Source organism: Rhizobium sp. WW_1, assembly GCF_003610155.1.
In the GTDB taxonomy this organism is placed as follows: domain Bacteria; phylum Pseudomonadota; class Alphaproteobacteria; order Rhizobiales; family Rhizobiaceae; genus Rhizobium; species Rhizobium tropici_A.
Genome location: NZ_RAIN01000010.1, coordinates 65,553 through 87,634 on the forward strand (window position 1 = coordinate 65,553; position 22,082 = coordinate 87,634).

A 22,082-nucleotide genomic window follows, 5' to 3' on the forward strand; every position below is an offset into this window, starting at 1 on the left:
CGCCATTTTCAAAGGAGATGACAATGATCAGCCAGCACATCGCAATCGTCTATCATAGCGGCTATGGGCATACGGGCCGGCAGGCCGAAGCCGTCAGGGCAGGGATCGACGAAATCGACGGCGTGGAAGCCATGCTATTGACCGTGGACGAGGCAGAGCGCCACTGGGGCGATCTCAATGCCGCACAGGCGATCATCTTCGGCTCGCCCACCTATATGGGCGCGGTTTCCGCACCGTTCAAAGCCTTTCAGGAGGCGACGTCGAATGCGGTTCTCGCCCGGGGCTATCTCTGGAAAGACAAGATTGCAGCCGGCTTCACCACCTCCGGGTCACGATCCGGTGACAAGCTTTCGACACTGATGCAAATGGTGATCTTCGCCGCCCAGCACGGAATGCATTGGGTCGGCCTCGATCTGCCGCCAGCGAACTGCTCTTCGACTGGTTCGGAGGAAGACATGAACCGTCTCGGATTCTGGCTCGGCGCAGCGGCGCAGGCGAACACGGATGAAGGCCCGGACACCGCACCTCCTGCCGCCGATCTTGCCACGGCGCGCCATCTCGGTCGACGAGTGGCTCTGACGACGCTGCAATTTGCCCGCGGCCGCGACGTCAATGCGTTTCCGCGAGAGCTCACGACCCATGAGTGACGCGCCTCCCGACCCGATCTTCTCCGAGCTGCGCCCGCGCCTCGTTCGGCTTGCCTACCGGATGCTGGGGTCGGTCGCCGATGCCGAAGACATCGTGCAGAATGCCTGGCTGCGCTGGCGGGGAAGCGATCATGCCGCCGTTCGCGAGCCGGCGGCATTTCTTCGGACTATCGTCACCCGGCTCTGCCTCAATGAACTGAAATCGGCCCGTCGTCGGCGAGAGTCCTATGTGGGCTCCTGGCTGCCGGAGCCGATCTTCGATCCGGAGGAGGACGACGCCGCCGACGATATAACCATGCCGCTGATGTTGGCGCTGGAGCGTCTTTCGCCTCTGGAGCGCGCCGCCTTTCTCCTGCACGATGTCTTCGGCATGGATTTCGATGAGGTCTCCTCGGCGATCGGCCGCGAGGCTGCAACCTGCCGCAAGCTTGCAAGCCGGGCAAGGGCCCATATCACCGAGGCACGACCACGCTTCGCTGTGGGGAGGGAGCAGGGATTGAAGCTCGCGACGGCCTTCTTCATGGCGTCGAGAACGGGAGACATGGCGTCTCTTCGGGCGCTGCTCTCCGAAGATATCGTCGTTTATGCCGATGGCGGCGGCAAGGTGCCGACCTCGCAGCGCCCACATATCGGGCTTTCCGCCGTCATGCTGCTTCATGAGCAATTGGCGCGAATTTTCCGCGCGCAACCGTCGCGGCTGATCCACTATGCCGTCATCGACGGCTTGCCCGGCTTCGTTACGATAGAGGGCGGTAACGTGGTTCAGACGACCGCGCTGCAGATCGAACAGGACAAGGTGGTCGCCATCTACTGCACGCGCAATCCAGACAAGCTGCAGCATATCATCGGCACTATCCCAGATTGACAGTTGACGGCGTGAGGAAGGGGATGCGAAACCGACATCCTCTTCGCGCCGCGCGGCGCATTGGCAAAGAGGATGGGCATGCAGCACTTCAGCATACGCCGCCTTCAGCGTGACGACACTTCGCTGTTCAGGGAGATCCGCCTGGAGGGCCTGAACCGTCATCCGGAAGCTTTCGGTGCGTCGCATGAGGAAGAAGAGGCTTATTCGCTTGCCCAGATTGGCGACAGGATCGAGAGCAATGCCGTGTTTGGCGGCTTTGCTGATGATGGCGCTCTGGTCGGCGTCGTCGCGGTCGCTCGGTCGAGAGGCGTGAAGATGCGCCACATCGCCACGATCTGGGGCATGTATGTGCGTCCGCAGGGGCGGGGCACCGGCCTGTCGCGCTTGCTGATGGTCGCGGCGCTCGACGAGGCACGCCGCACCTGCCGCTCGATCCGGCTTACCGTCGTCTCGTCCAATGCCGCCGCCATTCGTCTTTATGAATCGCTTGGCTTCAAGGCCTGGGCCGTCGATATCGAGGCGCTGAAGGTCGGCGATACCTATCACGACGAAATACTGATGCGTCTTGATACAGACGCCTGAAAGAACTGCGCCAAACCCGTTCATCGCAATCCCATCGCAGTGGCAAAACGATTGCAGCTGTCGCAGTTCGGAACGATCGACGTCGATCCGCACCTTTGCGGGAACCCGGCGATCGCCGCTACTTGCGGCCGGCGACGCTTTACTGAGCATTAACCATGATCTTCAGAATTTATTCGGTGCGCTCAATTTGCATCGCAAAATGGACAAACTGCAATCATGATTAAAGCACCGTTAGGTGATTGGAGCGTAGCAGGATACCGGAATGAGGGACGTATCCGGTAGCAAACCTCCGTCAAAGTAATGAGTAGCGGCTTGGGACAGATGAAATTCGAAAATCGTGCAGTGACATACGCAACGGGTATGCGTTGGTTTGCTCTCTCACTGATGTGCGCAACCATCACTGCCTGCGGCACAACTCAGAAGGTCGCCTCGACGCGCCAGCACGGCAAGGAATATTTCTCCGAGAAGGAATATGGCGTCAAGGCGAGCCCTCGCGTCGTCAACAACGGCCCCGTGCCGAAGGGCGGCGGCCGCTTCATGGTCGGCAATCCCTATCAGGTGAAGGGCAAGTGGTATTACCCCAAGGAAGATTTCGGCTATAACAAGGTCGGCATCGCCTCCTGGTATGGCTCGGCGTTTCACGGTCGCCTGACCGCCAACGGCGAAGTCTACGACCAGCAATCGCTGACCGCCGCGCATCCGACTTTCCCGTTGCCGAGCTACGCGCGCGTCACCAATGTCGAAACCGGCTCATCGATCATCGTGCGCGTCAACGACCGCGGTCCTTACCATCCCGGCCGCATCATCGACCTTTCCAACAAGACGGCGCAGCTCCTCGATCTCCAGCACAGCGGCACTGGCGACGTACGTGTGCAGTATGTCGGCCGCGCCCGCATGGACGGTCATGACGAACCCTATCTGATGGCATCTTACACGCCGAAGGGCTCGCGTCTGCCCGGCATCAATCCGGGCGGCCAGATTGCGACCGGCGTGATGGTTGCTTCGGCCGGACGCATGACGGCGGATCAGCTGCCGGATTCGTATACGCCGACACCGACGCGCGTCAGCCGTCAGGTGCGCAGCTTTGATGCTACGCCGGCGATCGCGCCCGTGCCGCGCCAGTCGCCTTATTCGGCAACGGCCTTCGCTGACGCGCCGAAGCCTGCTTACAATGCCGACAAGCGCAACAATCCGCCGCCAATGACCTGGAACGGCGGCGCCATGCCTGCTGTTGAGTCCGCCGAGCCCGTGATGATCGTTCTGCCGCAGATCGGGCCGATCCCGCGCGAGCGACCTGATTTTACGCCTCGTATGGCAAATCTCGACAACCAGTCCCTGGGTTCGATGGTTGCCGGCTATCAGGAAGCACCGGTCAAGACCGTCTATGTCGATCTCGCTTTCGATGCCGTCATGGTTCGCAATGACGGGCTCACACAGGAATCGATCCTGTCGTCCTATCGCCGCCAGCATCAGGGCACGACGCAGGTCGATTGATCGGCGTCATTGCCTGAATCTTAACCCGTCACTAAAATAATCGTGCCGGTGGTTGGATGAAGGGGACGATATGCCAAAGCGCTTGATTCTTTTGTTCCTTTTCCTGCTCGGTATCGGCAATGTCGCGGCTCTTGCGCAGCCGGCCACGCCAGGCGCCTTCGACACAAAGGCCGCGCAGGCCTTCATGATCGAGGCGTCAACCGGCACCATCCTGCTTGCCAAAAACGAGGATCAACTGATTTCGCCGGCGTCGCTTGCGAAGCTGATGACGCTGGATGTCGTTTTCGATGCGATCGGGCGAGGGGAGATCAACCCCGATACCGAATATCCTGTCTCGGAAAACGCATGGCGGACAGGCGGTGCGCCTTCGCGGGCGTCGACGATGTTCGCCGCATTGAAATCGCGCATACGCGTGGGAGATCTAATCCAGGGCGTTGCCGTGCAGCAGGCAAATGACGGCTGCATCGTTCTTGCGGAGGGCATGTCCGTCAGCGAGCGCGAATTCGCAAGGCGGATGACGGCGCGCGCAAGGGAGATCGGCATGTCCAGGTCGACCTTCACCAATTCCACCGGTCTGCCGGATGCGAACGACCCCAACGCCGGCGGCAAGGTTTCCATGCGGGAGATGGTGATGCTGGCGCAGGACCTGCAGGAGAAGCATCCCGACCTTTACAAATATTTCGGGCAGGCCGATTTCACCTGGAACAAGATCTATCAGCGCAACAAGAACCCGATGCTTCTGCTCAATATCGGCGTGGATGGTCTGGGGCTGGGCTTTGCCGACGGCGAGGGCTTTTCGATCGTCACCTCCATTCAGCGGGATGGCCGCAGGCTGTTCCTGGCGCTTGGCGGTTTGAAGAGCGACAAGGATCGCATCGAGGAGACGCGGCGCGTCCTCGAATGGGGTCTCAGCAATTTCAAGAGCCAGCGCATCTTCGCCGATGGCGAGGTGATCGGCGATGCCAGCGTCTATGGTGGAGCCGCTTCCACCGTAGGCCTCCAGGCGAAGGTACCCGTCGACGTCTACGTTCCTGTGGAGACGCCGGACAGGCTCTCGGCGCGTATCGTCTACCGCTGGCCCCTGACGGCGCCGGTTGCCGCAGGTTATGAAGCCGGAACCCTTCGCGTATTCCTGGGGACCCGCCTCGTGCGCGAACTGCCCCTTTATACGAAGGATTCGGTCGCGCAGGGCACCTTGGGCCGACGTGCTTTCGATGCTTTTATGGAATTGACCGAATCTCTGCTGTTCTCCTGGCTGTGGGACAAGCCTTTGCCGACCTGAGCGGCCCGTATGGCTCGCGAAATCCTTGTTCACACCCCATATAGAATGCCGGACACCGGGACATGCACGGTTCCACCGGGGCATGTCTTGGGTTAAACAGGGTGCGTATCGCATGCCGAAGGAATGGCACGCGAAAAGTGCAGGACATGATCATTGGCTGATGCAAACGGATTATTCGTAAGCTTCGAAGGCGGCGAGGGCGCAGGCAAATCCACCCAGATCCGCCGCCTGGCCGAGCGGTTGCGCGAGCGTGGCCATGAGGTTCTGGTGACGCGCGAACCCGGCGGCTCGCCGGGCGCCGAGGCGGTGCGGCATGTCCTGCTTTCGGGCGCTGCGGAAATGTTCGGCACGCGCATGGAAGCCATTCTCTTTGCTGCCGCCCGAAACGATCATGTCGAGGACGTCATTCGCCCGGCTTTGGCGCGCAGCATCATCGTCCTTTGCGATCGGTTCATGGATTCCTCGCGCGTCTATCAGGGCGTGACGGGCAATCTTGAGCCCGACTATATCGAGGCCCTGCAAAGAGTTGCGGTCAACGGCGTCGTTCCCGACTGCACGCTCATTCTCGACATTCCGGCGGCGGTGGGCCTGGAGCGCGCGCGTAAGCGCGCCTCAACCGTGGCCTCGCCCGACCGCTTCGAGAAGGAAGAGATGCAGACGCATGAAAAGCGCCGCGAAGCCTTTCTCGACATCGCCGCCCGCGAGCCGGAGCGTTGCCATGTCATCGATGCACAAAAGTCGGAAGACGAGATCGCCGCGGAAATCGCCGGGATCATCGACAAGCGTCTCGGTATAGCCGATATCGCCGCGCGATCGGAAGCTGCGCAATGAGCGACGAACGGCCTGGCGTTCTCGATGGCGCAATCCCCCCGCAGGACAACGTAAAGCTCTTCGGCCATGAGGAGGCGGAGGCCTTCCTTGCGCAGTCCTATCGTTCCGGCAAAGGCCACCATGCCATGCTGATCGAGGGACCCGAAGGCATCGGCAAGGCAACGCTCGCCTTTCGTTTTGCTAATCATGTCCTCTCGAATCCCGATCCAGCTTCGGCGCCGGAGACGATCGGCGATCCCGATCCGGCATCCGTCGTCAGCCGGCAGATTTCCGGCGGTGCGTCGCACAATCTGCTGCATTTGAGCCGGCCGGTCGACGACAAGACCGGCAAAGTGAAATCCGCGATTACCGTGGACGAGGTACGTCGCGCCGGGAAATTCTTCTCGCAGACATCGGGCACGGGCAACTGGCGGATCGTCATCATCGATCCCGCAGACGATCTCAATCGCAGCGCAGCCAACGCCATCCTCAAGATCCTTGAAGAACCGCCGAAGCGCGCTTTGTTCCTGGTGCTGTCGCACGCACCGGGCCGGCTCTTGCCAACGATCCGTTCGCGCTGCCTGCCCCTGAAGCTCGCGCCGCTCGAAAACGAACCCCTGCGCTGGGCGCTCGAAAATCTTGGTGTGCCGCCGGGGCAGGGGAGCGACGTGCTTACCGCAGCCAAGGGCAGTGTCAGCGAGGCACTCAAGCTGCTGAACTATGGCGGCGGCGAGATCATCGACGCCTATCGGCAGGTACTTTCGGCCGATGGGCCCGCCGCCCGCAAAGCCATGCACCGGCTCGCCGACGCACTTTCCGGCAAGGACAGCGATACGATCTTCGGCTTCTTCCTGTCGCATATCGGCGACGACATTATCGAGCGAGCCAGGGCTGCCGCACTAGGCGGCTCCATTGTAACGGCCGAGAGACTGGCCCGGCTGCACTCGGAAACCACGGAGCGGCTGAACGTCTCGCAGGCCTATAATCTCGATCGCAAGCAGACGCTCATCACCATTCTTGGCGAGCTCAAGCAGCAGCTTTCGGCGTAATTTCATCGCACAGCCTCCGCCTGAAGGCTGCTACGAACTTTTCTCTATCACGAGCGATGAGAACAGCAGTCGTCTGCGGCCGGAAGCTGATTTCATTCAGGCCGCAAGCGATATGTATTCGCTATGGTCGCGCCTGCCTCACGCAACCGGGCAGGGCTTCATGCCCCAGATCTCTTCGGCATATTGCGAGATGGCGCGGTCGGACGAGAATTTGCCCGAACCGGCGACGTTGAGGATCGCCTTGCGCGCCCATCCGCCGCGATCGCCATAAAGCGCGCTTAATGCTTCGTCGGCTTCCAGGTAAGAAACGAGATCCGCCAGATGCATGTAACGGTCGCCGTTTTTCAACAGCACGTCATGCAGGGCCGAAAACGCGCCCGGTTCGTTGGCACTGAAATAGTTCTGGGCGATCAGATCGAGCGCGTGGCGCGTTTCCTGATCATTCTCGTAGTGCCAATGGGGATTATACCAGCTGCGACTGTCAGCGACTTCCTGGGCGGTCAGACCGAATAGGAAGAAGTTTTCCTCGCCGGCCTCTTCGGCCATTTCGATCGTCGCACCGTCCTGCGTGCCGAGCGTAAGCGCACCATTCATCATGAATTTCATGTTGCTGGTGCCGCTGGCTTCGAATCCAGCCGTCGAAATCTGGTTCGAGACATCGGCGGCCGGAATGAGACGCTCGGCGAGCGAAACGCAATAGTCCGGAAGGAAGACCACCTTGATCCGGCCCGCGACCAGCGGATCCTTTTCGATCGTCAGCGCGAGATTGTTGATGAACTTGATGATGAGCTTGGCGACCTTGTAGGCCGGTGCCGCCTTGCCCGCGAAGAAGAAGGTGCGCGGGGCCATGGTCATGCCGGGATTGGCGCGCAGACGGTTGTAGAGAATGATGACGCGCAACGCGTTCAGCAATTGCCGCTTATACTCGTGAATTCTCTTGATGTGGCAGTCAAATATACTATCGGGATCGACGATCTGCCCGCTGCTTTCCTTCAGCCAATTGGCAAACCGCACCTTGGCATGGCGCTTTGCGCCGAGGAAGGCGTCGCGAAATGCCGCATCGTCGGCGAGCGGCTTCAGTTGACCGATCTGGTCGAAATCGCTCACCCAATGGTCGCCGATCGCCTCGGAGATAACGTTCGACAGCTCCGGATTGGTAAGGCGCACCCAACGACGCGGAGTCACGCCATTGGTCTTGTTGTTGAAACGCTCCGGAAACAACTCAGCAAAGTCGCGTACCGTCGTCGTCCGCAGCAGCTCCGAATGGATGGCGGCGACGCCATTGGTGCTGTGCGATCCGACGATCGCGACATGCGCCATGCGGACCTTGTCTTCGTGTCCTTCCTCGATGAGGCTGACACGCTCGACGAGCTTGTCGTCTCCTGGATGGCGATCGCGCACGTCGTCGAGAAAACGGCGATTGATTTCATAGATGATTTCGAGCTGGCGCGGCAGCATCTGCCGGAAATAATGCAGCGGCCACTTCTCGAGCGCCTCCGGCAGGAGGGTGTGGTTGGTGTAGGCGAGCGTACGCTGTGTCAGGTTCCAGGCATGGTCCCACTCAAGATGCACCTCGTCGAGAAGGATGCGCATCAGCTCCGGTACGGTCAGCGCCGGATGGGTGTCGTTCATTTGGATGGCGACCTTGTTCGGAAGCTCGTTCCAATCGTCATTGTCGCGGCGGAAGCGGCGCAACAGATCGGCAAGCGAGCAGGCGACCAGGAAATATTCCTGCGCGAAGCGCAAGCTCTGTCCCATCTCGGTGGAATCATCGGGATAGAGTACCCGTGTCAGCGTCTGGGCGGCGATGCTACCGACAAGCGCGCCGACGAAATCGCCGGAGCTGAATTCCTGAAAATCGAAATAGTCGGGCGCCGCAGCACTCCAAAGACGCAGGCTGTTGATCGTCTTTCCGCCGAAGCCGACGATCGGCCGGTCATAGGGAACGCCGATGAGCGTCGAAGGCTTGTTGGCGATGATCGTCAGCGCGCCCTGATGCATTTCGAAGCTGCATCCGAGCTTCACCTCGACGAACTGGCCGCGGCGCGATACTTCCCACGGGTCCTGTCGACGCAGCCAGTTGTCAGGCTGCTCGTGCTGCCAGCCGTCCTCGATCGCCTGGCGGAACATGCCGTATTCATAGCGCAGGCCGTAACCCATGGCCGGCAGTTCCATGCTGGCCATGGAATCGAGGAAGCAGGCGGCCAGGCGTCCGAGACCACCATTGCCAAGACCGGCATCCGGCTCCTGCTCGAGAAGATCGAGCCAGTCGAGGTTCGCCTCGCGGCTGGTATTTTCGATGAACCGGTCAAGCACGAGGTTCATGACGTTGTTGCTCATGGAGCGGCCGATCAGGAATTCCATCGACATATAATAGACGCGCTTCGGATTTGCCTGGTCGTAGGTGCGCTGCGTCCTGATCCAGCGTTCAGCCAGGATATCGCGAACCGAACGCGCCATGGCCTCGAAGCGCTGTCGCTGATAGGCCGTTGCCGGCTCGACCAGTGCGTCGGAAATAAGATGACGCTCGAAAAACGTATCGGCTTGGCCGAGGTAAGGCATGGAACTGAGATTTGGGAGATGGGCATGCTTTTCGGCAGCATCGGCATGAATCAATTCGTCCACAACCTTCTCCTTTGAAATCAATTAGAGATTTTATAATGCACGCTCCGGCCTTCGCCGCCCGAGGGAGCGTATTCGCCAACATTCGACGGACGTTACGATTTTTCGACCGCAGAAATGTGACGCATCCTGACCGTCAGTGGACGTCCGCCTCAGGGGACAGTCTCACCGGCCACAAGGCGAGCTACAGCGAATTGGATGCGCGAAGCGGGAAATTGTCGCCGGGCGAGGGAACCAGCGCTCTATCGCCTGATTGCCATCCTCCATGAGACGGCGGCGTTGCTCTGTCAGATCATATGGCGGCCGCTCACCGATACAGTGAACCGGTGGTCTTCATCGCGTGCCGGAGATGGCACCTACAAACTCGCTCGAGGTCGTCACGATCGTATCGCCGAGGAAACGCAATGCATCGAAAGTACGGTTGGCCGCTACTTGGTCTCCATGACCGCAAGCATCTTCGATGACGATGGGAACAATGCCCAGATCGGCGGCATGCCTGCACGTCGGTTCGATGCCGATTTCCGTGGCGATGCCGCAAATTGCCAGCGAGGAAAGTCCCGCATCGCGCATGGCCAGCTGCAACGGTGTTCCTTCGAAAGCCGACATGCCGAGCTTGTCAAAGACGAAGTCCTGCTCCTGGGGACGAAGCTCCGGCACGATCTCGACCGCCTCGCTACCCCTGAGGAACCAGGGATGCACTTTTTGCGGGTCATCGGTGCGCTGCCAAGCCATCGCCATGCGGGTAGCAAACAAACCCATCCAAGGCTTGGGCAATGAAAGATGGCGGCAGAAAGCCACTCGGATGCCGGCACTTCTGGCAGCAGCTACGATCGTTGCAATGCGCCGGACCGTTTCATCCGAGCCTTTGACCTGCCGAGCGATACCGATCTGCATGTCATACACCAGCAAGGCGGTTCGATTTGGAGAAAGCCAATCGGCGAGCGTCGTGGGTACGGTCATCGGCGTAACATCCCTGACTGCAGTCGAGAATTCTTTTTAGGGTAAGCGCGTCCCCTTGCATAGCATCGGCATTGGCACTGCGGAAATTCACAATTCATCCGCGTCTGGCGCAATGCTCCGTCCGATAACCAAACCAGGTTGTCGGGTCTCACTCTATCCCAGTGAAAAGCCTCAGGGAAAGATCAGCTTCCAGGCGACGACAGCCAGCGTCACGGCCAGAATGATCCGCACGGATCGCTCGTGCAGGCGGGGGGCCAGCAGGCTACCGGCGACGATGCCCGGAATAGAGCCCACCAGCAGCGCGAAGAGCATCGTCCAGTTGATCTCGCCGATGAACCAGTAGCCCATGCCGCCGATCAGGGTCAGCGGCACGGCATGGACAATGTCGGAGCCGACGATTTCGCGGACGTCCATCTGGGGATAGAGCACCAACAACATCGTGACGCCGAGCGCGCCGGCGCCGACGGATGTCATGGTGACGAGAATACCGAGCGTCAGGCCGAGCATGACCGTCAGCAGGGCGATGCTGCGCGGCGACAGCGTTCCGCGTTCGCCGCGCCATTTGCGAATGGCCTCCAGAATCTGGCCGCGGAAAATCAGCATCAGCGCCGTCAGAAGCAGAAGACAGCCGAGCGACAGCGTAATGGTATGAGCGACGGCGGGGCTTTCGCGATTGACGCCGGCCATGATCCAGAGCATGGCGAGCGCCGCCGGGACGCTGCCGGACGCGAGAAGACTGACGACCTTCCAATTGACTCGCCCATGCATGCCGTGGACGGCGGTTCCCGCCGTCTTGGTGATTGCCGCATAAAGCAGATCCGTGCCGACAGCAGTCGCCGGATGGACGCCGAAGAGAAGGACGAGCAGGGGGGTCATCAGCGAGCCGCCGCCCACCCCGGTTATGCCGACCAACATGCCGACGAAAAAGCCGGAAAAGGAATAAAGCGGTTGAAATGAATCGATGAAACTCAAATTGACGGCCTCTTGAAGCCGTCGGGCAGGCCAATACATAAACTGATGAAATTCACGACCATGCCTGTCCTGCGCTCCACTCTCCCGAAGGCGTAAAGGCGAGGCGGAGTCGAGTCAAGCAAAGCGCCACCCCGAAGCTCTGAATGCTGCGGTCGCGAAACTTGGTGTTTCGCTCCCTGCAAACATGCGCTAAAGCGAGCGGAGCAAGAATAACAGCGACGTAACAGTAAAAGCGGACCACTGCCCGACATGACCGAAAAAACTCCGTTCTACATCACCACCGCGATCGCCTATCCCAACGGCAAGCCGCATATCGGCCATGCCTACGAGCTGATCGCCACCGATGCGCTGGCGCGCTTTCAGCGCCTCGATGGCCGCGACGTCTTCTTCCTGACGGGCACGGACGAGCATGGCCAGAAGATGCAGCAGACGGCGCGGGCAGAGGGCATGGAACCGCAACAGCTCGCAGACCGCAATTCCGACGAATTCCAGGCCATGGGCAAGCTGCTGAACGCGTCGAACGACGATTTCATCCGCACGACGCAGCCGCGTCACCACGAGACCTCGCAGAACATCTGGAATCTGATGGCCGATGCCGGCGACATCTACAAGGATTCCTACGCCGGCTGGTATTCGGTGCGCGACGAAGCCTATTACCAGGAAAACGAAACCGAGCTGCGCGCCGATGGCGTGCGCTACGGGCCGCAGGGTACGCCGGTCGAGTGGGTGGAGGAGGCAAGCTATTTCTTCAAGCTCTCCGAATACCAGGACCGTCTCCTGAAGCATTATGAGGAAAATCCGGATTTCATCGGCCCGGCCGAACGCCGCAACGAAGTGATCTCCTTCGTCAAATCGGGCCTGAAGGATCTGTCGGTTTCGCGCACGACCTTCGATTGGGGCATCAAGGTGCCGAACGACCCGGCGCACGTCATGTATGTCTGGGTCGATGCGCTGACGAACTATCTGACCGCGACAGGCTATCTTGAGGATCGGAACAATCCTCGGGCGAAATACTGGCCGGCCGATCTGCATATCATCGGCAAGGACATCATCCGCTTCCACGCGGTCTATTGGCCGGCCTTCCTGATGTCGGCGAAGCTGCCGCTGCCGAAGCGCGTCTATGCCCACGGCTTCCTGCTCAACAAGGGCGAGAAGATGTCGAAGTCGCTCGGCAACGTCGTCGACCCGGTCAACCTTGTGAACCATTTCGGCCTCGACCAGGTGCGCTATTTCTTCCTGCGCGAAGTCTCCTTCGGCCAGGACGGCAGCTATAGCGAAGAGGCGATCGGCACGCGCATCAACTCCGATCTCGCCAACGGCATCGGCAACCTCGCCAGCCGCTCGCTGTCGATGATCGTCAAGAACTGCGACGGCCAGATCCCGGAATGCGGCGCGCTGACCGACGAGGACAAGGCGCTTCTGGCGCAGGCCGATGGCTTGCTGGCCTCGACGCGCGACGACATGGGCAAGCAGCTCATTCACCGCGCTCTTGCTTCCATCATCGCCGTTGTGTCCGAGACGGACCGCTATTTCGCCAGCCAGGAGCCCTGGGCGCTGAAGAAGACCGACCCGGCCCGCATGGCGACCGTGCTTTATGTCACGGCCGACGTCGTGCGCCAGATCGGCATTCTGCTGCAGCCGTTCATGCCGGAATCCTCGGCTAAGCTCTTGGATCTCATTGCCATCCCTGCCGACAAGCGTGATTTCGCGGCGCTCGGCGAGGCAGGTCGCCTCGTTGCCGGAACGCCGCTGGAAGCCCCCAAACCGGTCTTCCCGCGCTATGTCGCGCCGACTGCCGAATAAGGTTTTCCATGCTGATCGATACGCATTGCCATCTGGATTTTGCCGACTTCGAAGAGGAGCGCGACACGATCGTCGCCCGTGCTCACGAGGTCGGCGTCAAACAGATGGTCACCATCTCGACCAAGGTCAGAAAGCTCGACGGGTTGCTGGCGCTGACCGATCGCTATCCGTCGGTTTTCTGTTCGGTCGGCACGCATCCAAACAGCGCCGACCAGGAACTGGACATCCAGACGGAAGACCTCGTGCGGCTGGCAAACCAGCACGAGAAGATCGTTGCTATCGGCGAGGCGGGTCTCGACTATTTCTACGATACCGTCAATCCGGAAGACCAGAAGACCGGCTTCCTGCGCCATATCGCGGCCGCGCGCGAGACGAAGCTGCCGCTGGTCATTCACAGCCGTAGTGCCGACGAGGACATGGCCGATATCCTGACCGAGGAAACAGGGAAGGGGGCTTTCCCCTTCATCCTGCACTGCTTCTCCGCTGGCCCTGCCCTTGCCCGCACGGGTGTCGAGCTCGACGGCTACATCTCTTTCTCTGGTATCCTGACGTTCCCGAAATCGGAAGAGCTGCGCGACATCGCCAAGACGATCCCGCACGATAGGCTGCTGGTCGAGACCGATGCGCCATATCTCGCGCCGAAGCGCTGGCGCGGTAAACGCAACGAACCATCCTATGTCGTCAACACAGCCGAGGTGCTGGCCGATACGATCGGCGTCAGCATGGACGAGATTGCCGAAATCACGACGGCGAATGCCTTCCGCTGCTTCTCCAAGATGACGAGGGTTTGACGTCGTGACATATCGGCGGCGCTTCACCATTTTGGGCTGTTCCTCGTCGCCGGGCGTGCCGCGCATCACCGGCGATTGGGGTGCCTGCGATCCCAAGAACGCGAGGAATCGGCGCACGCGCGCAGCCTTTCTCATCGAGCAGATCGCGCCAGATGGCGGCATTACCACCGTCGTCATCGATACGGGCCCGGATTTTCGCGAGCAAATGATCCATGCCGGCGTCAGCTTCATCGATGCCGTGCTCTATACGCACGCCCATGCCGATCACATTCACGGCATTGACGATCTACGCGGCTATTTCCATATTTCGAACGAGCGCATCCCGATCTATGCCGATCCGCCGACCATGGATCGCATCCGCGAAGGCTTCCGCTATTGCCTGGAAACGCCGCCCGGCAGCAGCTATCCGCCGATCGTGCGGCCGGTGCTGATCGAAAATCTCGAGAACAGCTTTACGATCGAAGGGGCAGGCGGCCCGATCCGCTTCTGGCCGCACAAGCAGCTCCACGGCGATATCCACTCGCTCGGCTTTCGCATCGGCAAGCTCGCTTATTGCAGCGATATCAGCGACTTCCCGCCGGAATCTATCGCTAAAGTTCAAAATCTCGACATCCTGATCATAGATGCTCTGCAGTACCGGCCGCATCCCAGCCATCTTTCCCTGGCGGAATCGCTCGAATGGATCGAACGCCTGGCGCCGAAACATGCCATCTTGACCCACATGCATACGCCGCTCGATTATGAGACCGTGCTGGCTGAAACGCCCGACCATGTCGAGCCGGCCTACGATCAGATGCAGATCGAACTCGACGTGGAGGATGACTATCTATGAGCGAAGATATCAAGAAGCTGTCCAGCCTGGAGCGCGTCGAGCTTGCCGCGCGCACGCTGGGGCTCGACATCTCGATCAAGCGCATGGAACAATCGACGCGGACGGCCGAGGAAGCCGCCAAGGCTGCGGGATGCGCCGTTGGCCAAATCGTGAAATCGCTGGTCTTCGTCAATGCCGACACGCAGGAACTGACGCTGCTTCTGGTTTCCGGCGCTCATAATGCCGATACCGCATATATTGCAACGGCTTACGGCGTCAGATTGAAGCGCGCTGACATCGACCGCGTTCGCGACGAAACTGGCTTTGCCATCGGCGGCGTCGCACCGATCGGCCATCTCGTCGAGCTGCCTGTTTTCTTGGACGAGAGCCTTTTGGCTTATGATCAAGTGTGGTGTGCGGCCGGACGCCCGGACAGCATTTTTGCTTGCCACCCGAAGACGCTGGCCGAGAAGATCGCGGCAAAGGTAATCCGCATCAAGGCAAGTTGAGAGCGCGCCGGCCGATCGTGTGGGATCGTTTTTAGTTCCATAATCTATCTTATCTGACGTCTGTATGTGGGGGGTATATTCTATTTCCAAGTGCGACATGCCAATGATTTCAATGGCTTCACTTTGGAGGTTTTGAAACGGCCCTCCGCCGCCCGAGCGACCAATTATCTGTATGTCGCGCCGCTGACCGCATTTGATCGGGTTCTTTTGCTCGAAGAAACGCCACCGCTGATCGCCGCGACAGGAAGCGGATTGGCGATCGCTTGCCGTTAGGTGGGCGATCGCCCGTGCTCAAACCTTCGGCTGCTCATGCGTTGCGCAGTGAATGCCGCCGCCGACCTCACCCACATTGTCGATATCGAGCATCACGATCTCGCGGCCGGGATAGAGATCGACCAAGGTCGCTCTGGCCTTTTCGTCGGCTTTCTTGTCGCCAAACTGAGCCGCTATCACAGCGCCATTGCAAACGTAATAATTGACGTAGGATGAGACAAAATCATCCGCATCGACCCGGATATCGGATGGTTCCGGCAAGACGACGAGATCCAGCTTGCGGCCCTCGGCGTCGGTCGCCTTGGCAAGGATATCGTGCGTTTCGAAGGCCGAGACCGACCAGGGATCATCAGGGTCGACCGCCTCGCCCATCTGGATCAGGACGACGCCTGGCTTCACAAACCGCGCGAGAGCGTCGATGTGATAATCCGTGATGTCGGCACCCTTGATCCCCGGCGCCCAGATCACCTTCGTCGCACCCATGGTTTCCAGCAGCATCTGCTCGATTTCAGCCTTGGTGCCCTTGTTGCGGTTCGAATTCACAAAGCTGCTTTCGTGCGCGATCAGCGTGCCGTGGCCGTCGGTTTCTACGCCGCCAGCCTCGCCGACCAGTCCCGAGTCGAAAACCCGCAGGCCTAGCCGTTCAGCCACGCGTTGGGCGATCCGCCCGTCATTGCCATGAATCTGCTTGTTGCCCCAACCGTTGAAATTGAACTGCGTCACCGCAATGCCTCCCTTGCCATCAACGACAAAGGAAGGGCCTGAATCCCGGCACCAGAGGTCATCCGTCGGAATGTCCCAGAGCTCGACCTTGCCGGAGATGCGCTTGCGGATTGCCTTGTGATGCTCGGCCGCGGCTATCATGACAACGGGCTCGAACTCGACGATCGCATTGGCAATCCTCGCGATCGTTCCCTGAAGATCGAACAGGAAATCCGGGTCGTCGTAAACCTTGCGGTTATTCGGCCATTGCATGAAGGTTCGTTCATGCGGATCGGTTTCCTCCGGATACCGGAATCCGGCGCCGCTTGCCGCCATCTTTGCGCCGGCAACTCGGGAAAATGCCGGGAGCCCGCCAGCCAAAGCAGCCAATTGAAGCAAAGTACGGCGTTGCATCTGCATCGTAGTATCCTGTCCAACCATCTGGATATGATTATGAGCGGCCTTGGATCTCCAGGCAATGGGGGACGGGGCGCACCGCCCTCGCCCATGCTCTAAAGCGCATCGCGATCACTCAGATTCGCTCCCTGCGCTTTAAGCTCTTGATTTTGCGCGTGTCGTTCTCGCAAAACCGCTGCGCACTTTTGCGCGACATGCTCCAGCAATCGTCGCGGGCCGCATGGTCTTCGCCCTGATGCCCAAGTCGACCGGTTTCGCTAGTCTTCGATGCGACAATCAGTTGGTCGTGCTCTGCTTGACCGTCGTAGCCGAGCCGGTGACTGCTGACGCCGCAGGCACATGGGTATCCAGAAGATCTGCCATCTTGTCGTCGCGGATTTCCGCGGTCTTCTCGCCCATGACCACGCCGACGACGCGGCGGCCGTTCTTCGTCGCCGACGTCACGAGATTGTAGCCCGAGGCATCGGTATAGCCCGTCTTGATGCCGTCGGCGCCGGCATAGCGATACATCAGATTATTGTGGCCGCGCAGCTTCATGCCGCGAAACTTCATGCCACGCATCGAGAAGAGCTTGAACTCCTCCGGAAAGTCCCGCATCAGCGCGACGCCAAGCACCGCCATGTCATGCGCCGTGGTGACCTGTTCCGGATCTGGCAGGCCGGACGGATTCTTGAAGACCGTGTTGTTCATGCCGAGCTGATGCGCCTTGGCAGTCATCAGCTTGCCGAAACTATCCTCGGAACCGCCGAGCTGCTCGCCGATTGCAACCGCCGCATCGTTGGCCGACAGAACAATGATGCCCTCGACAGCTTCGCGCACGCTAACCTTGCGGCCCGCGCCGACCGCGAATTTGAAAGGCTCCTTGCTCTCGGCATTCTCCGACATGGTCAATTTCTGATCCCATTTCAGATGGCCTGCATGCAGCGCCTCAAAAGCGAGGTAGAGCGTCATCATCTTTGTCAGCGATGCCGGAAAATTCAGCTCGTTTTCATTCGATGCTTCCAGCACCTGGCCGCTATGCGCATCCACGAGATAGCTCGCCTGCCCGGCCTCGGCCACCGAAGCTGCGCCGATGAGCGATAAAGTCGAAATCGTCGCGGCGAGGAGCAAGGACGTTGTTTTAAGCATGGATTTTGCGATCTCTTATATTGGTGTTTTGGCAAAGCAGCGGGCGAACGAGCAGAACCCGCCGCTAGTCTTCGAGCGGAAGGGATCGGGTAAATCTATGGCGGAAACAAGAACGAAACCATGAAAAAAAGACAACCCGACAATAGTCCCCAGACTGTTTGCCATCCACCCTCGCCTAAATGCCGATCTCGCCATCTCGATCGATGTAACCTCAGGGGCTGGTTCTCTCCGATGCGGCTCGAAATCTCATTGCCGAAGCGGCGCTGGTGAGCCTCATCAACTCCCTCGACCGTTCTGTTCGCGCGATGGTTTCCGCGCCTTCGCGTCTCAATCCCAGAACCATGACTTGTTGATCTCGTTACGCGCTTCGGCGGGTGTCATGCCGATATCGCGGAGCTCATCCTCGGTCAGTTCGCGCAGACTCCATCTCGTCTCACGCTTTTCGAGATAGGCAAGAAATCTCGTCAGCACGACACGTAGAATTCCGCGCTTTCGCAGGCTTTCGGCATTGCCTCTCGCCGCCAGCATCGGCCTATCGATATCGATCATCATCTTCATGCTCCCTGGGCTTGCATCAACATGGCCCTAGGATGCGCTGGCATTCGCAATGAATGAAGCTTATGCTATTAATGCAATTCATAAGGAATTCTTTTGTTGCTCAATCTCGATCAACTGGCCACCTTTCTCAGTGTCGTCGATCTCGGCAGCTTCACGGCGGCTGCCGACAAGGTGGGACTCACGCAACCCGCGGTCAGCCAACAGGTGAAGCTTCTGGAGCAGCGCCTCGGCGTAAAGCTGATCGAGCGCGTCGGACGGCGGGCGCAGCCATCGCCGGCCGGCCTGGAGCTACTTCCTCACGCGCGGCGCATCGTGGAGACCTGTTCCATGGCGGAGGAGGCGATGGCGCCTTTCCGCGAGGGATCGGTCGGCCGCGTGCGGATCGGCAGCGGTGGTACCGCTTCCATCCATCTGCTTCCGCGCGCCATCGCCATGGCGAAGAAGCGGATGCCCGATCTCGAGATCATTGTCCGTGTCGGCAATATCGCCGAAATCCTGCGCGATCTCGAGTCCAACGCGCTCGATCTCGCAGTGGTCGCCCTGCCCGCCGCCGGTCGTTCCCTCGAGGTCGAACCATTCCACCAAGACGAGCTTTTGGCCGTAGCGCCAAAGGGAAGTGTGATGCCGGACGGCGGACCGGATGTCGAATTCATGAGGAACAAGACGCTATTGCTCTACGAAGGCGGCAACACGCGCCGCGCCGCAGATGAATGGTTCGAGGCCGGCGGAGTTCGCCCCGAGCCAGCCATGGAGTTCGGTAGCGTTGAGGCCATCAAGGAGCTGGTCGCCGCCGGCCTTGGCTGGTCCATCCTCCCCGACATGGCACTGAGGCGAAACACGTCTGATCTGCTTGTCACCTCGCCGCTCAAACCGAGGCTCGTTCGGCAACTCGGCATGGTGTTGCGCCGAGACAAGCATCTCACAAAGGGCCTGCGCGAAATCATGAAAGCGCTTCGAGAATTTCCAGCGATCGACCATGCCTCTTGATCGCGGCGCGACGCCCATTTGGAGTCTCGCCGCGATCATACCAGCTATTCGAGCCGCTTGCGGCGCTCGATCTCCTCCTCTGATGGGTCCTGCATGGCGAAGGAACCTGTCTTCACCGGGCCGTCCGGCTGATAGGTCGCGAAGATGACGCCGGTCGGAGACGACTGGGTACGCAGCAGTTTCATTGCGGAAGGAATTGCCCCGCCGGCAAACAGCTTCTTGCCGCTGCCCAGCACGAGCGGGAAGATCATCAGATTGAATTCGTCGATCAGTTCGTGACGCAACAGGGTCTGAATGAGATCGCCGCTGCCCTGGATGAGAAGATCCGGTCCCTCGCCTGCTTTCAGCTCCTTGAGCGCGGCGACGACATCCTTGCCGAGGGACTGGCTCCTGTTCCATTTCAGCTCGGCATCGCCGCGCGTCGCGACATATTTGGTAACGCTGTTGAACTTATTGGCAACCGGATTGTCGCTGCCGATGTGGGGCCAATAAGCTGAGAAAATGTCATAGGTCTTGCGTCCCAGCAGCAGCGCGAACGGCTTTTCGAACAGTTCGAAGAGCGCCTTGCCGGTCCCTTCGTCGGAGTGAGGGAACACCCAACCGCCATGCTTGAAGCCGCCTGTCGGGTCCTCATCGGGACCGCCCGGTGCCTGCATGACGCCGTCGAGACTGATGAATGTAGCTAAGATAATCTTGCGCATGAAATCCTCCTTTTCCGTTATGGTGCCCGAAGGACGTTCCCGCGATTTCGATCCCGACATGTCATCGAATATTTTTCGAACACATAATCTAACGTTCGCGTGGGACTTGTGACCGATTGACTCTTGAACGTCGCCACGGAATCGGCAAAATTCATCCTATCAATATTCTTTCCTGAGATACGAACCCGTCTGCGGGCCCGCCTCGTTTAATTATGCCTGGATAAAAGCGTGAGCAGCGATTCATCAAGAAGCGCGCCGAAGCCAATGGTTTCGCGTGCGCATGTCAATGCGGTCGGTTGGGGCCAAGGCCTGTCGACGATCGTCCGTATCACCCATATGACGCTGCGCCATCCCTGGCAGACTAGCTTCGCAATCGGGGCGACTTTCGTGGCTGCAACGTTGCAGTTGATGATCCCGCGCCTTCTGGGACGTGCCGTCGACCAGACCCAAACGGCGGTTGGCGGCGGCGCCGCCGGGCAAATCGCCGAAAACGCCTTGATGACGACCGCCTTGCTGCTGCTTGTCATCAGCGTTCTGCGCGGCCTGTTCACCATGGTGCAGAACTATTACAGCGAAGCGGTCGGCCATCACATGGGCTACGAGCTTCGGCTGGCCTGTTACGAGAAGATTCAGCAGCTCTCCTTCAGCTTCCACGACAAGGCTCATTCCGGCGACCTCATCACGGTTGGCCTGCTCGACCTCGAAGGCGTGCGCATGTATTTTTCGACCGCGCTGGTGCGCATGGTGCTGCTGACCATGCTGATCGGCGTTGGCGCCTATATGCTGTTGTCGACGGATGTCGTGCTCGGTCTGCTGGCCCTGAGTTTCGTGCCCTTCGTCGCATGGCGCTCTTCCGTCACGCAGCTGCGGCTGCGGTCGACCTGGCTTGATCTGCAGGAGCGCCTCTCGGTGCTGACGCGTGTGATGGAGGAAAATCTCGGCGGCATTCGCGTCGTCCGCGCCTTCGCCGCACAGGCGCACGAGCTGATGAAGTTCGATCGCGCCTCGCATGACGCGCTCTCCCTCGCTCATCAACGTGTCGGCATCCGCGTCATCAACACCAGCGCCATGAACCTCTCCTTCTTCGTGTCAATGGGGCTCGTGCTCTGGCTCGGCGGCCTGAAGGTCATCGACGGCCAGATCAGCGTCGGTACGCTGGCGTCGTTCCTGACCTTCATGACCATCCTGCAGATGCCGGTGCGCCAGCTCGGCCTGATGGTCAATGCTTTTGCGCGCGCGTCGACCTGTGGGTCACGATTGTTCGAGCTGCTGGATCTGGATATCCCTATCAAGGATGCGCCGGACGCCAAGCCGCTGGTCGTGAGCGACGGCACTCTGCGGTTCGAGAATGTCGACTTCAGCTATCCTGGCTCGGAAACGCGGCCGGTGCTGAGGAATATCTGTTTCGAGGCGAAGCGTGGCCAGACGATCGGCATCGTTGGGCCGCCGGGTAGCGGCAAGTCCACGATCGCCCATCTCATTCCGCGCTTTTACGACGTCACCGCGGGAAGCATTACCCTCGACGGCCAGGATATCCGCAAGGCGACGCTGCAGTCGCTGCGGCAGAACGTTGCCGTCGTCCAGCAGGATTCCTTCCTGTTCACCACCAGCATCGAAAACAATATCGCCTACGGCGACCCCTGGGCGAAAGAACCTCGCATCGAGCGCGCCGCCGAGTCGGCGCAGCTGCACAACTACATTCTCGGCCTGCCGGCCGGTTACACGACAATCGTCGGAGAACGCGGCGTGTCGCTGTCCGGCGGCCAGCGTCAGCGCCTGACGATCGCCCGGACATTGATGCTGAAGCCGGCCGTGATGGTGTTCGACGATTCCACCGCGGCGATCGACGCTGCAACGGAGCAGCGTATCCGCAGCGCCATGAAGCGTTTCGCCCGCGACCGCGTGACGCTGATCGTCGCGCACCGGCTGAGTTCGCTGATGCATGCCGACCAGATCCTGTTCATCGAGGATGGTGAGATCGTCGAGCGCGGCACCCACGAGCAGCTTCTGGCCGCTGGAGGGCGGTACAAGGCGCTTTACGATCTGCAGGTTCGCCCGGAGGATGATGTCGTCAAGACATCCGGCGGCACGCTCGAAAGAGCGAAAAGGGAGGTTTGAC

Annotated in this window: 20 protein-coding genes; 13 read left to right on the top strand and 7 right to left on the bottom strand. The window is 59.9% G+C overall.

The genetic code is table 11. The features are described from left to right. The first annotated feature begins 23 nt into the window (after window positions 1–23). From BJ928_RS25865 to BJ928_RS25895, 7 genes are all read left to right on the top strand, one after another. Window positions 24–647, top strand: coding sequence for a flavodoxin family protein (locus tag BJ928_RS25865; protein ID WP_082011902.1), 624 nt, complete (start codon window positions 24–26; stop codon window positions 645–647). Continuing rightward, entirely contained in the window at window positions 640–1,512 is an 873-nt protein-coding gene (locus tag BJ928_RS25870; RefSeq protein WP_047633389.1) for a sigma-70 family RNA polymerase sigma factor, read from the top strand. The genes BJ928_RS25865 and BJ928_RS25870 overlap by 8 nt, the downstream gene beginning before the upstream one ends. A 78-nt stretch (window positions 1,513–1,590) precedes the next feature. After that, complete coding sequence (locus BJ928_RS25875; protein ID WP_047633485.1) at window positions 1,591–2,094, top strand: GNAT family N-acetyltransferase; 504 nt, start codon at window positions 1,591–1,593, stop codon at window positions 2,092–2,094. A gap of 321 nt (window positions 2,095–2,415) precedes the next feature. Beyond that, entirely contained in the window at window positions 2,416–3,588 is a 1,173-nt protein-coding gene (locus tag BJ928_RS25880; protein WP_047633388.1) for a septal ring lytic transglycosylase RlpA family protein, read from the top strand. 70 nt (window positions 3,589–3,658) lie between these two features. Continuing rightward, window positions 3,659–4,870, top strand: coding sequence for a D-alanyl-D-alanine carboxypeptidase family protein (locus BJ928_RS25885; RefSeq protein ID WP_047633387.1), 1,212 nt, complete (start codon window positions 3,659–3,661; stop codon window positions 4,868–4,870). 153 nt (window positions 4,871–5,023) lie between these two features. Then, on the top strand, window positions 5,024–5,701 hold the full coding sequence (gene tmk, locus BJ928_RS25890; RefSeq protein WP_047633386.1) for a dTMP kinase: 678 nt from the start codon (window positions 5,024–5,026) through the stop codon (window positions 5,699–5,701). Next, a complete protein-coding gene (locus tag BJ928_RS25895; protein WP_047633385.1) occupies window positions 5,698–6,729 on the top strand; it encodes a DNA polymerase III subunit delta' in 1,032 nt (343 codons plus the stop codon). The genes tmk and BJ928_RS25895 overlap by 4 nt, the downstream gene beginning before the upstream one ends. Before the next feature lie 138 nt (window positions 6,730–6,867). On the opposite strand, the gene BJ928_RS25900 is transcribed toward BJ928_RS25895, so the two are convergent. The 3 genes from BJ928_RS25900 to BJ928_RS25910 form a co-directional block, all read right to left on the bottom strand. Continuing rightward, window positions 6,868–9,354: a glycogen/starch/alpha-glucan phosphorylase gene (locus tag BJ928_RS25900; RefSeq protein WP_245432538.1), complete on the bottom strand. Its 2,487-nt coding sequence runs from the start codon at window positions 9,352–9,354 to the stop codon at window positions 6,868–6,870. 330 nt (window positions 9,355–9,684) lie between these two features. Beyond that, window positions 9,685–10,311 carry a cysteine hydrolase gene (locus BJ928_RS25905; RefSeq protein WP_047633384.1) on the bottom strand — a complete coding sequence of 209 codons (627 nt, stop codon included), beginning with the start codon at window positions 10,309–10,311 and terminating at the stop codon, window positions 9,685–9,687. A gap of 171 nt (window positions 10,312–10,482) precedes the next feature. Next, window positions 10,483–11,322, bottom strand: a complete 840-nt coding sequence (locus BJ928_RS25910; RefSeq protein ID WP_052227783.1) for a sulfite exporter TauE/SafE family protein — start codon at window positions 11,320–11,322, stop codon at window positions 10,483–10,485. 210 nt (window positions 11,323–11,532) lie between these two features. On the opposite strand from BJ928_RS25910, the gene metG reads away from it, so the two are divergent. The 4 genes from metG to BJ928_RS25930 are packed head-to-tail and all read left to right on the top strand — an operon-like array spanning window position 11,533 to window position 15,197. Beyond that, window positions 11,533–13,086, top strand: coding sequence for a methionine--tRNA ligase (metG, locus tag BJ928_RS25915; protein WP_047633383.1), 1,554 nt, complete (start codon window positions 11,533–11,535; stop codon window positions 13,084–13,086). A gap of 8 nt (window positions 13,087–13,094) precedes the next feature. Continuing rightward, window positions 13,095–13,877, top strand: coding sequence for a TatD family hydrolase (locus BJ928_RS25920; RefSeq protein WP_047633382.1), 783 nt, complete (start codon window positions 13,095–13,097; stop codon window positions 13,875–13,877). A 4-nt stretch (window positions 13,878–13,881) separates the two neighbouring features. Beyond that, the gene (locus tag BJ928_RS25925) at window positions 13,882–14,709 is read left to right on the top strand and encodes an MBL fold metallo-hydrolase (protein WP_047633381.1); all 828 of its coding nucleotides are present in this window, start codon (window positions 13,882–13,884) and stop codon (window positions 14,707–14,709) included. Further along, window positions 14,706–15,197, top strand: coding sequence for a YbaK/EbsC family protein (locus tag BJ928_RS25930; RefSeq protein ID WP_047633380.1), 492 nt, complete (start codon window positions 14,706–14,708; stop codon window positions 15,195–15,197). Before BJ928_RS25925 ends, BJ928_RS25930 begins: the two co-directional genes overlap by 4 nt. A 291-nt stretch (window positions 15,198–15,488) precedes the next feature. On the opposite strand, the gene BJ928_RS25935 is transcribed toward BJ928_RS25930, so the two are convergent. The 3 genes from BJ928_RS25935 to BJ928_RS25945 form a co-directional block, all read right to left on the bottom strand. Beyond that, the gene (locus BJ928_RS25935) at window positions 15,489–16,592 is read right to left on the bottom strand and encodes an agmatine deiminase family protein (protein ID WP_183079454.1); all 1,104 of its coding nucleotides are present in this window, start codon (window positions 16,590–16,592) and stop codon (window positions 15,489–15,491) included. A 273-nt stretch (window positions 16,593–16,865) separates the two neighbouring features. Continuing rightward, complete coding sequence (locus BJ928_RS25940; protein ID WP_047633379.1) at window positions 16,866–17,717, bottom strand: D-alanyl-D-alanine carboxypeptidase family protein; 852 nt, start codon at window positions 17,715–17,717, stop codon at window positions 16,866–16,868. A gap of 327 nt (window positions 17,718–18,044) precedes the next feature. Further along, complete coding sequence (locus BJ928_RS25945; RefSeq protein ID WP_047633378.1) at window positions 18,045–18,269, bottom strand: DUF1127 domain-containing protein; 225 nt, start codon at window positions 18,267–18,269, stop codon at window positions 18,045–18,047. A gap of 99 nt (window positions 18,270–18,368) precedes the next feature. Between BJ928_RS25945 and BJ928_RS25950 the strand changes: the two genes are divergently transcribed. Further along, window positions 18,369–19,262 (top strand): LysR family transcriptional regulator, encoded by an 894-nt coding sequence (locus BJ928_RS25950; RefSeq protein ID WP_047633377.1) that lies wholly within the window; start codon window positions 18,369–18,371, stop codon window positions 19,260–19,262. Window positions 19,263–19,306: 44 nt separating this feature from the next. Here BJ928_RS25950 and BJ928_RS25955 read toward each other — a convergent pair whose 3' ends face one another. Further along, window positions 19,307–19,963 carry a dihydrofolate reductase family protein gene (locus tag BJ928_RS25955; protein ID WP_047633478.1) on the bottom strand — a complete coding sequence of 219 codons (657 nt, stop codon included), beginning with the start codon at window positions 19,961–19,963 and terminating at the stop codon, window positions 19,307–19,309. A gap of 228 nt (window positions 19,964–20,191) precedes the next feature. On the opposite strand from BJ928_RS25955, the gene BJ928_RS25960 reads away from it, so the two are divergent. Then, window positions 20,192–22,081: an ABC transporter ATP-binding protein gene (locus tag BJ928_RS25960; protein ID WP_047633376.1), complete on the top strand. Its 1,890-nt coding sequence runs from the start codon at window positions 20,192–20,194 to the stop codon at window positions 22,079–22,081. Window position 22,082: the final 1 nt, after the last annotated feature.

Bases quoted from the DNA above. Each gene is read 5' to 3' on its own strand.
- BJ928_RS25935 (WP_183079454.1), bottom strand. From the start codon at position 16,592: ATGCAGATGCAACGCCGTACTTTGCTTCAATTGGCTGCTTTGGCTGGC.
- BJ928_RS25905 (WP_047633384.1), bottom strand. From the start codon at position 10,311: ATGACCGTACCCACGACGCTCGCCGATTGGCTTTCTCCAAATCGAACC.
- BJ928_RS25875 (WP_047633485.1), top strand. From the start codon at position 1,591: ATGCAGCACTTCAGCATACGCCGCCTTCAGCGTGACGACACTTCGCTG.
- BJ928_RS25930 (WP_047633380.1), top strand. From the start codon at position 14,706: ATGAGCGAAGATATCAAGAAGCTGTCCAGCCTGGAGCGCGTCGAGCTT.
- BJ928_RS25920 (WP_047633382.1), top strand. From the start codon at position 13,095: ATGCTGATCGATACGCATTGCCATCTGGATTTTGCCGACTTCGAAGAG.
- BJ928_RS25945 (WP_047633378.1), bottom strand. From the start codon at position 18,269: ATGATGATCGATATCGATAGGCCGATGCTGGCGGCGAGAGGCAATGCC.
- BJ928_RS25940 (WP_047633379.1), bottom strand. From the start codon at position 17,717: ATGCTTAAAACAACGTCCTTGCTCCTCGCCGCGACGATTTCGACTTTA.
- BJ928_RS25880 (WP_047633388.1), top strand. From the start codon at position 2,416: ATGAAATTCGAAAATCGTGCAGTGACATACGCAACGGGTATGCGTTGG.
- BJ928_RS25910 (WP_052227783.1), bottom strand. From the start codon at position 11,322: ATGTATTGGCCTGCCCGACGGCTTCAAGAGGCCGTCAATTTGAGTTTC.
- BJ928_RS25955 (WP_047633478.1), bottom strand. From the start codon at position 19,963: ATGCGCAAGATTATCTTAGCTACATTCATCAGTCTCGACGGCGTCATG.
- metG (WP_047633383.1), top strand. From the start codon at position 11,533: ATGACCGAAAAAACTCCGTTCTACATCACCACCGCGATCGCCTATCCC.
- BJ928_RS25885 (WP_047633387.1), top strand. From the start codon at position 3,659: ATGCCAAAGCGCTTGATTCTTTTGTTCCTTTTCCTGCTCGGTATCGGC.
- BJ928_RS25870 (WP_047633389.1), top strand. From the start codon at position 640: ATGAGTGACGCGCCTCCCGACCCGATCTTCTCCGAGCTGCGCCCGCGC.
- BJ928_RS25865 (WP_082011902.1), top strand. From the start codon at position 24: ATGATCAGCCAGCACATCGCAATCGTCTATCATAGCGGCTATGGGCAT.
- BJ928_RS25895 (WP_047633385.1), top strand. From the start codon at position 5,698: ATGAGCGACGAACGGCCTGGCGTTCTCGATGGCGCAATCCCCCCGCAG.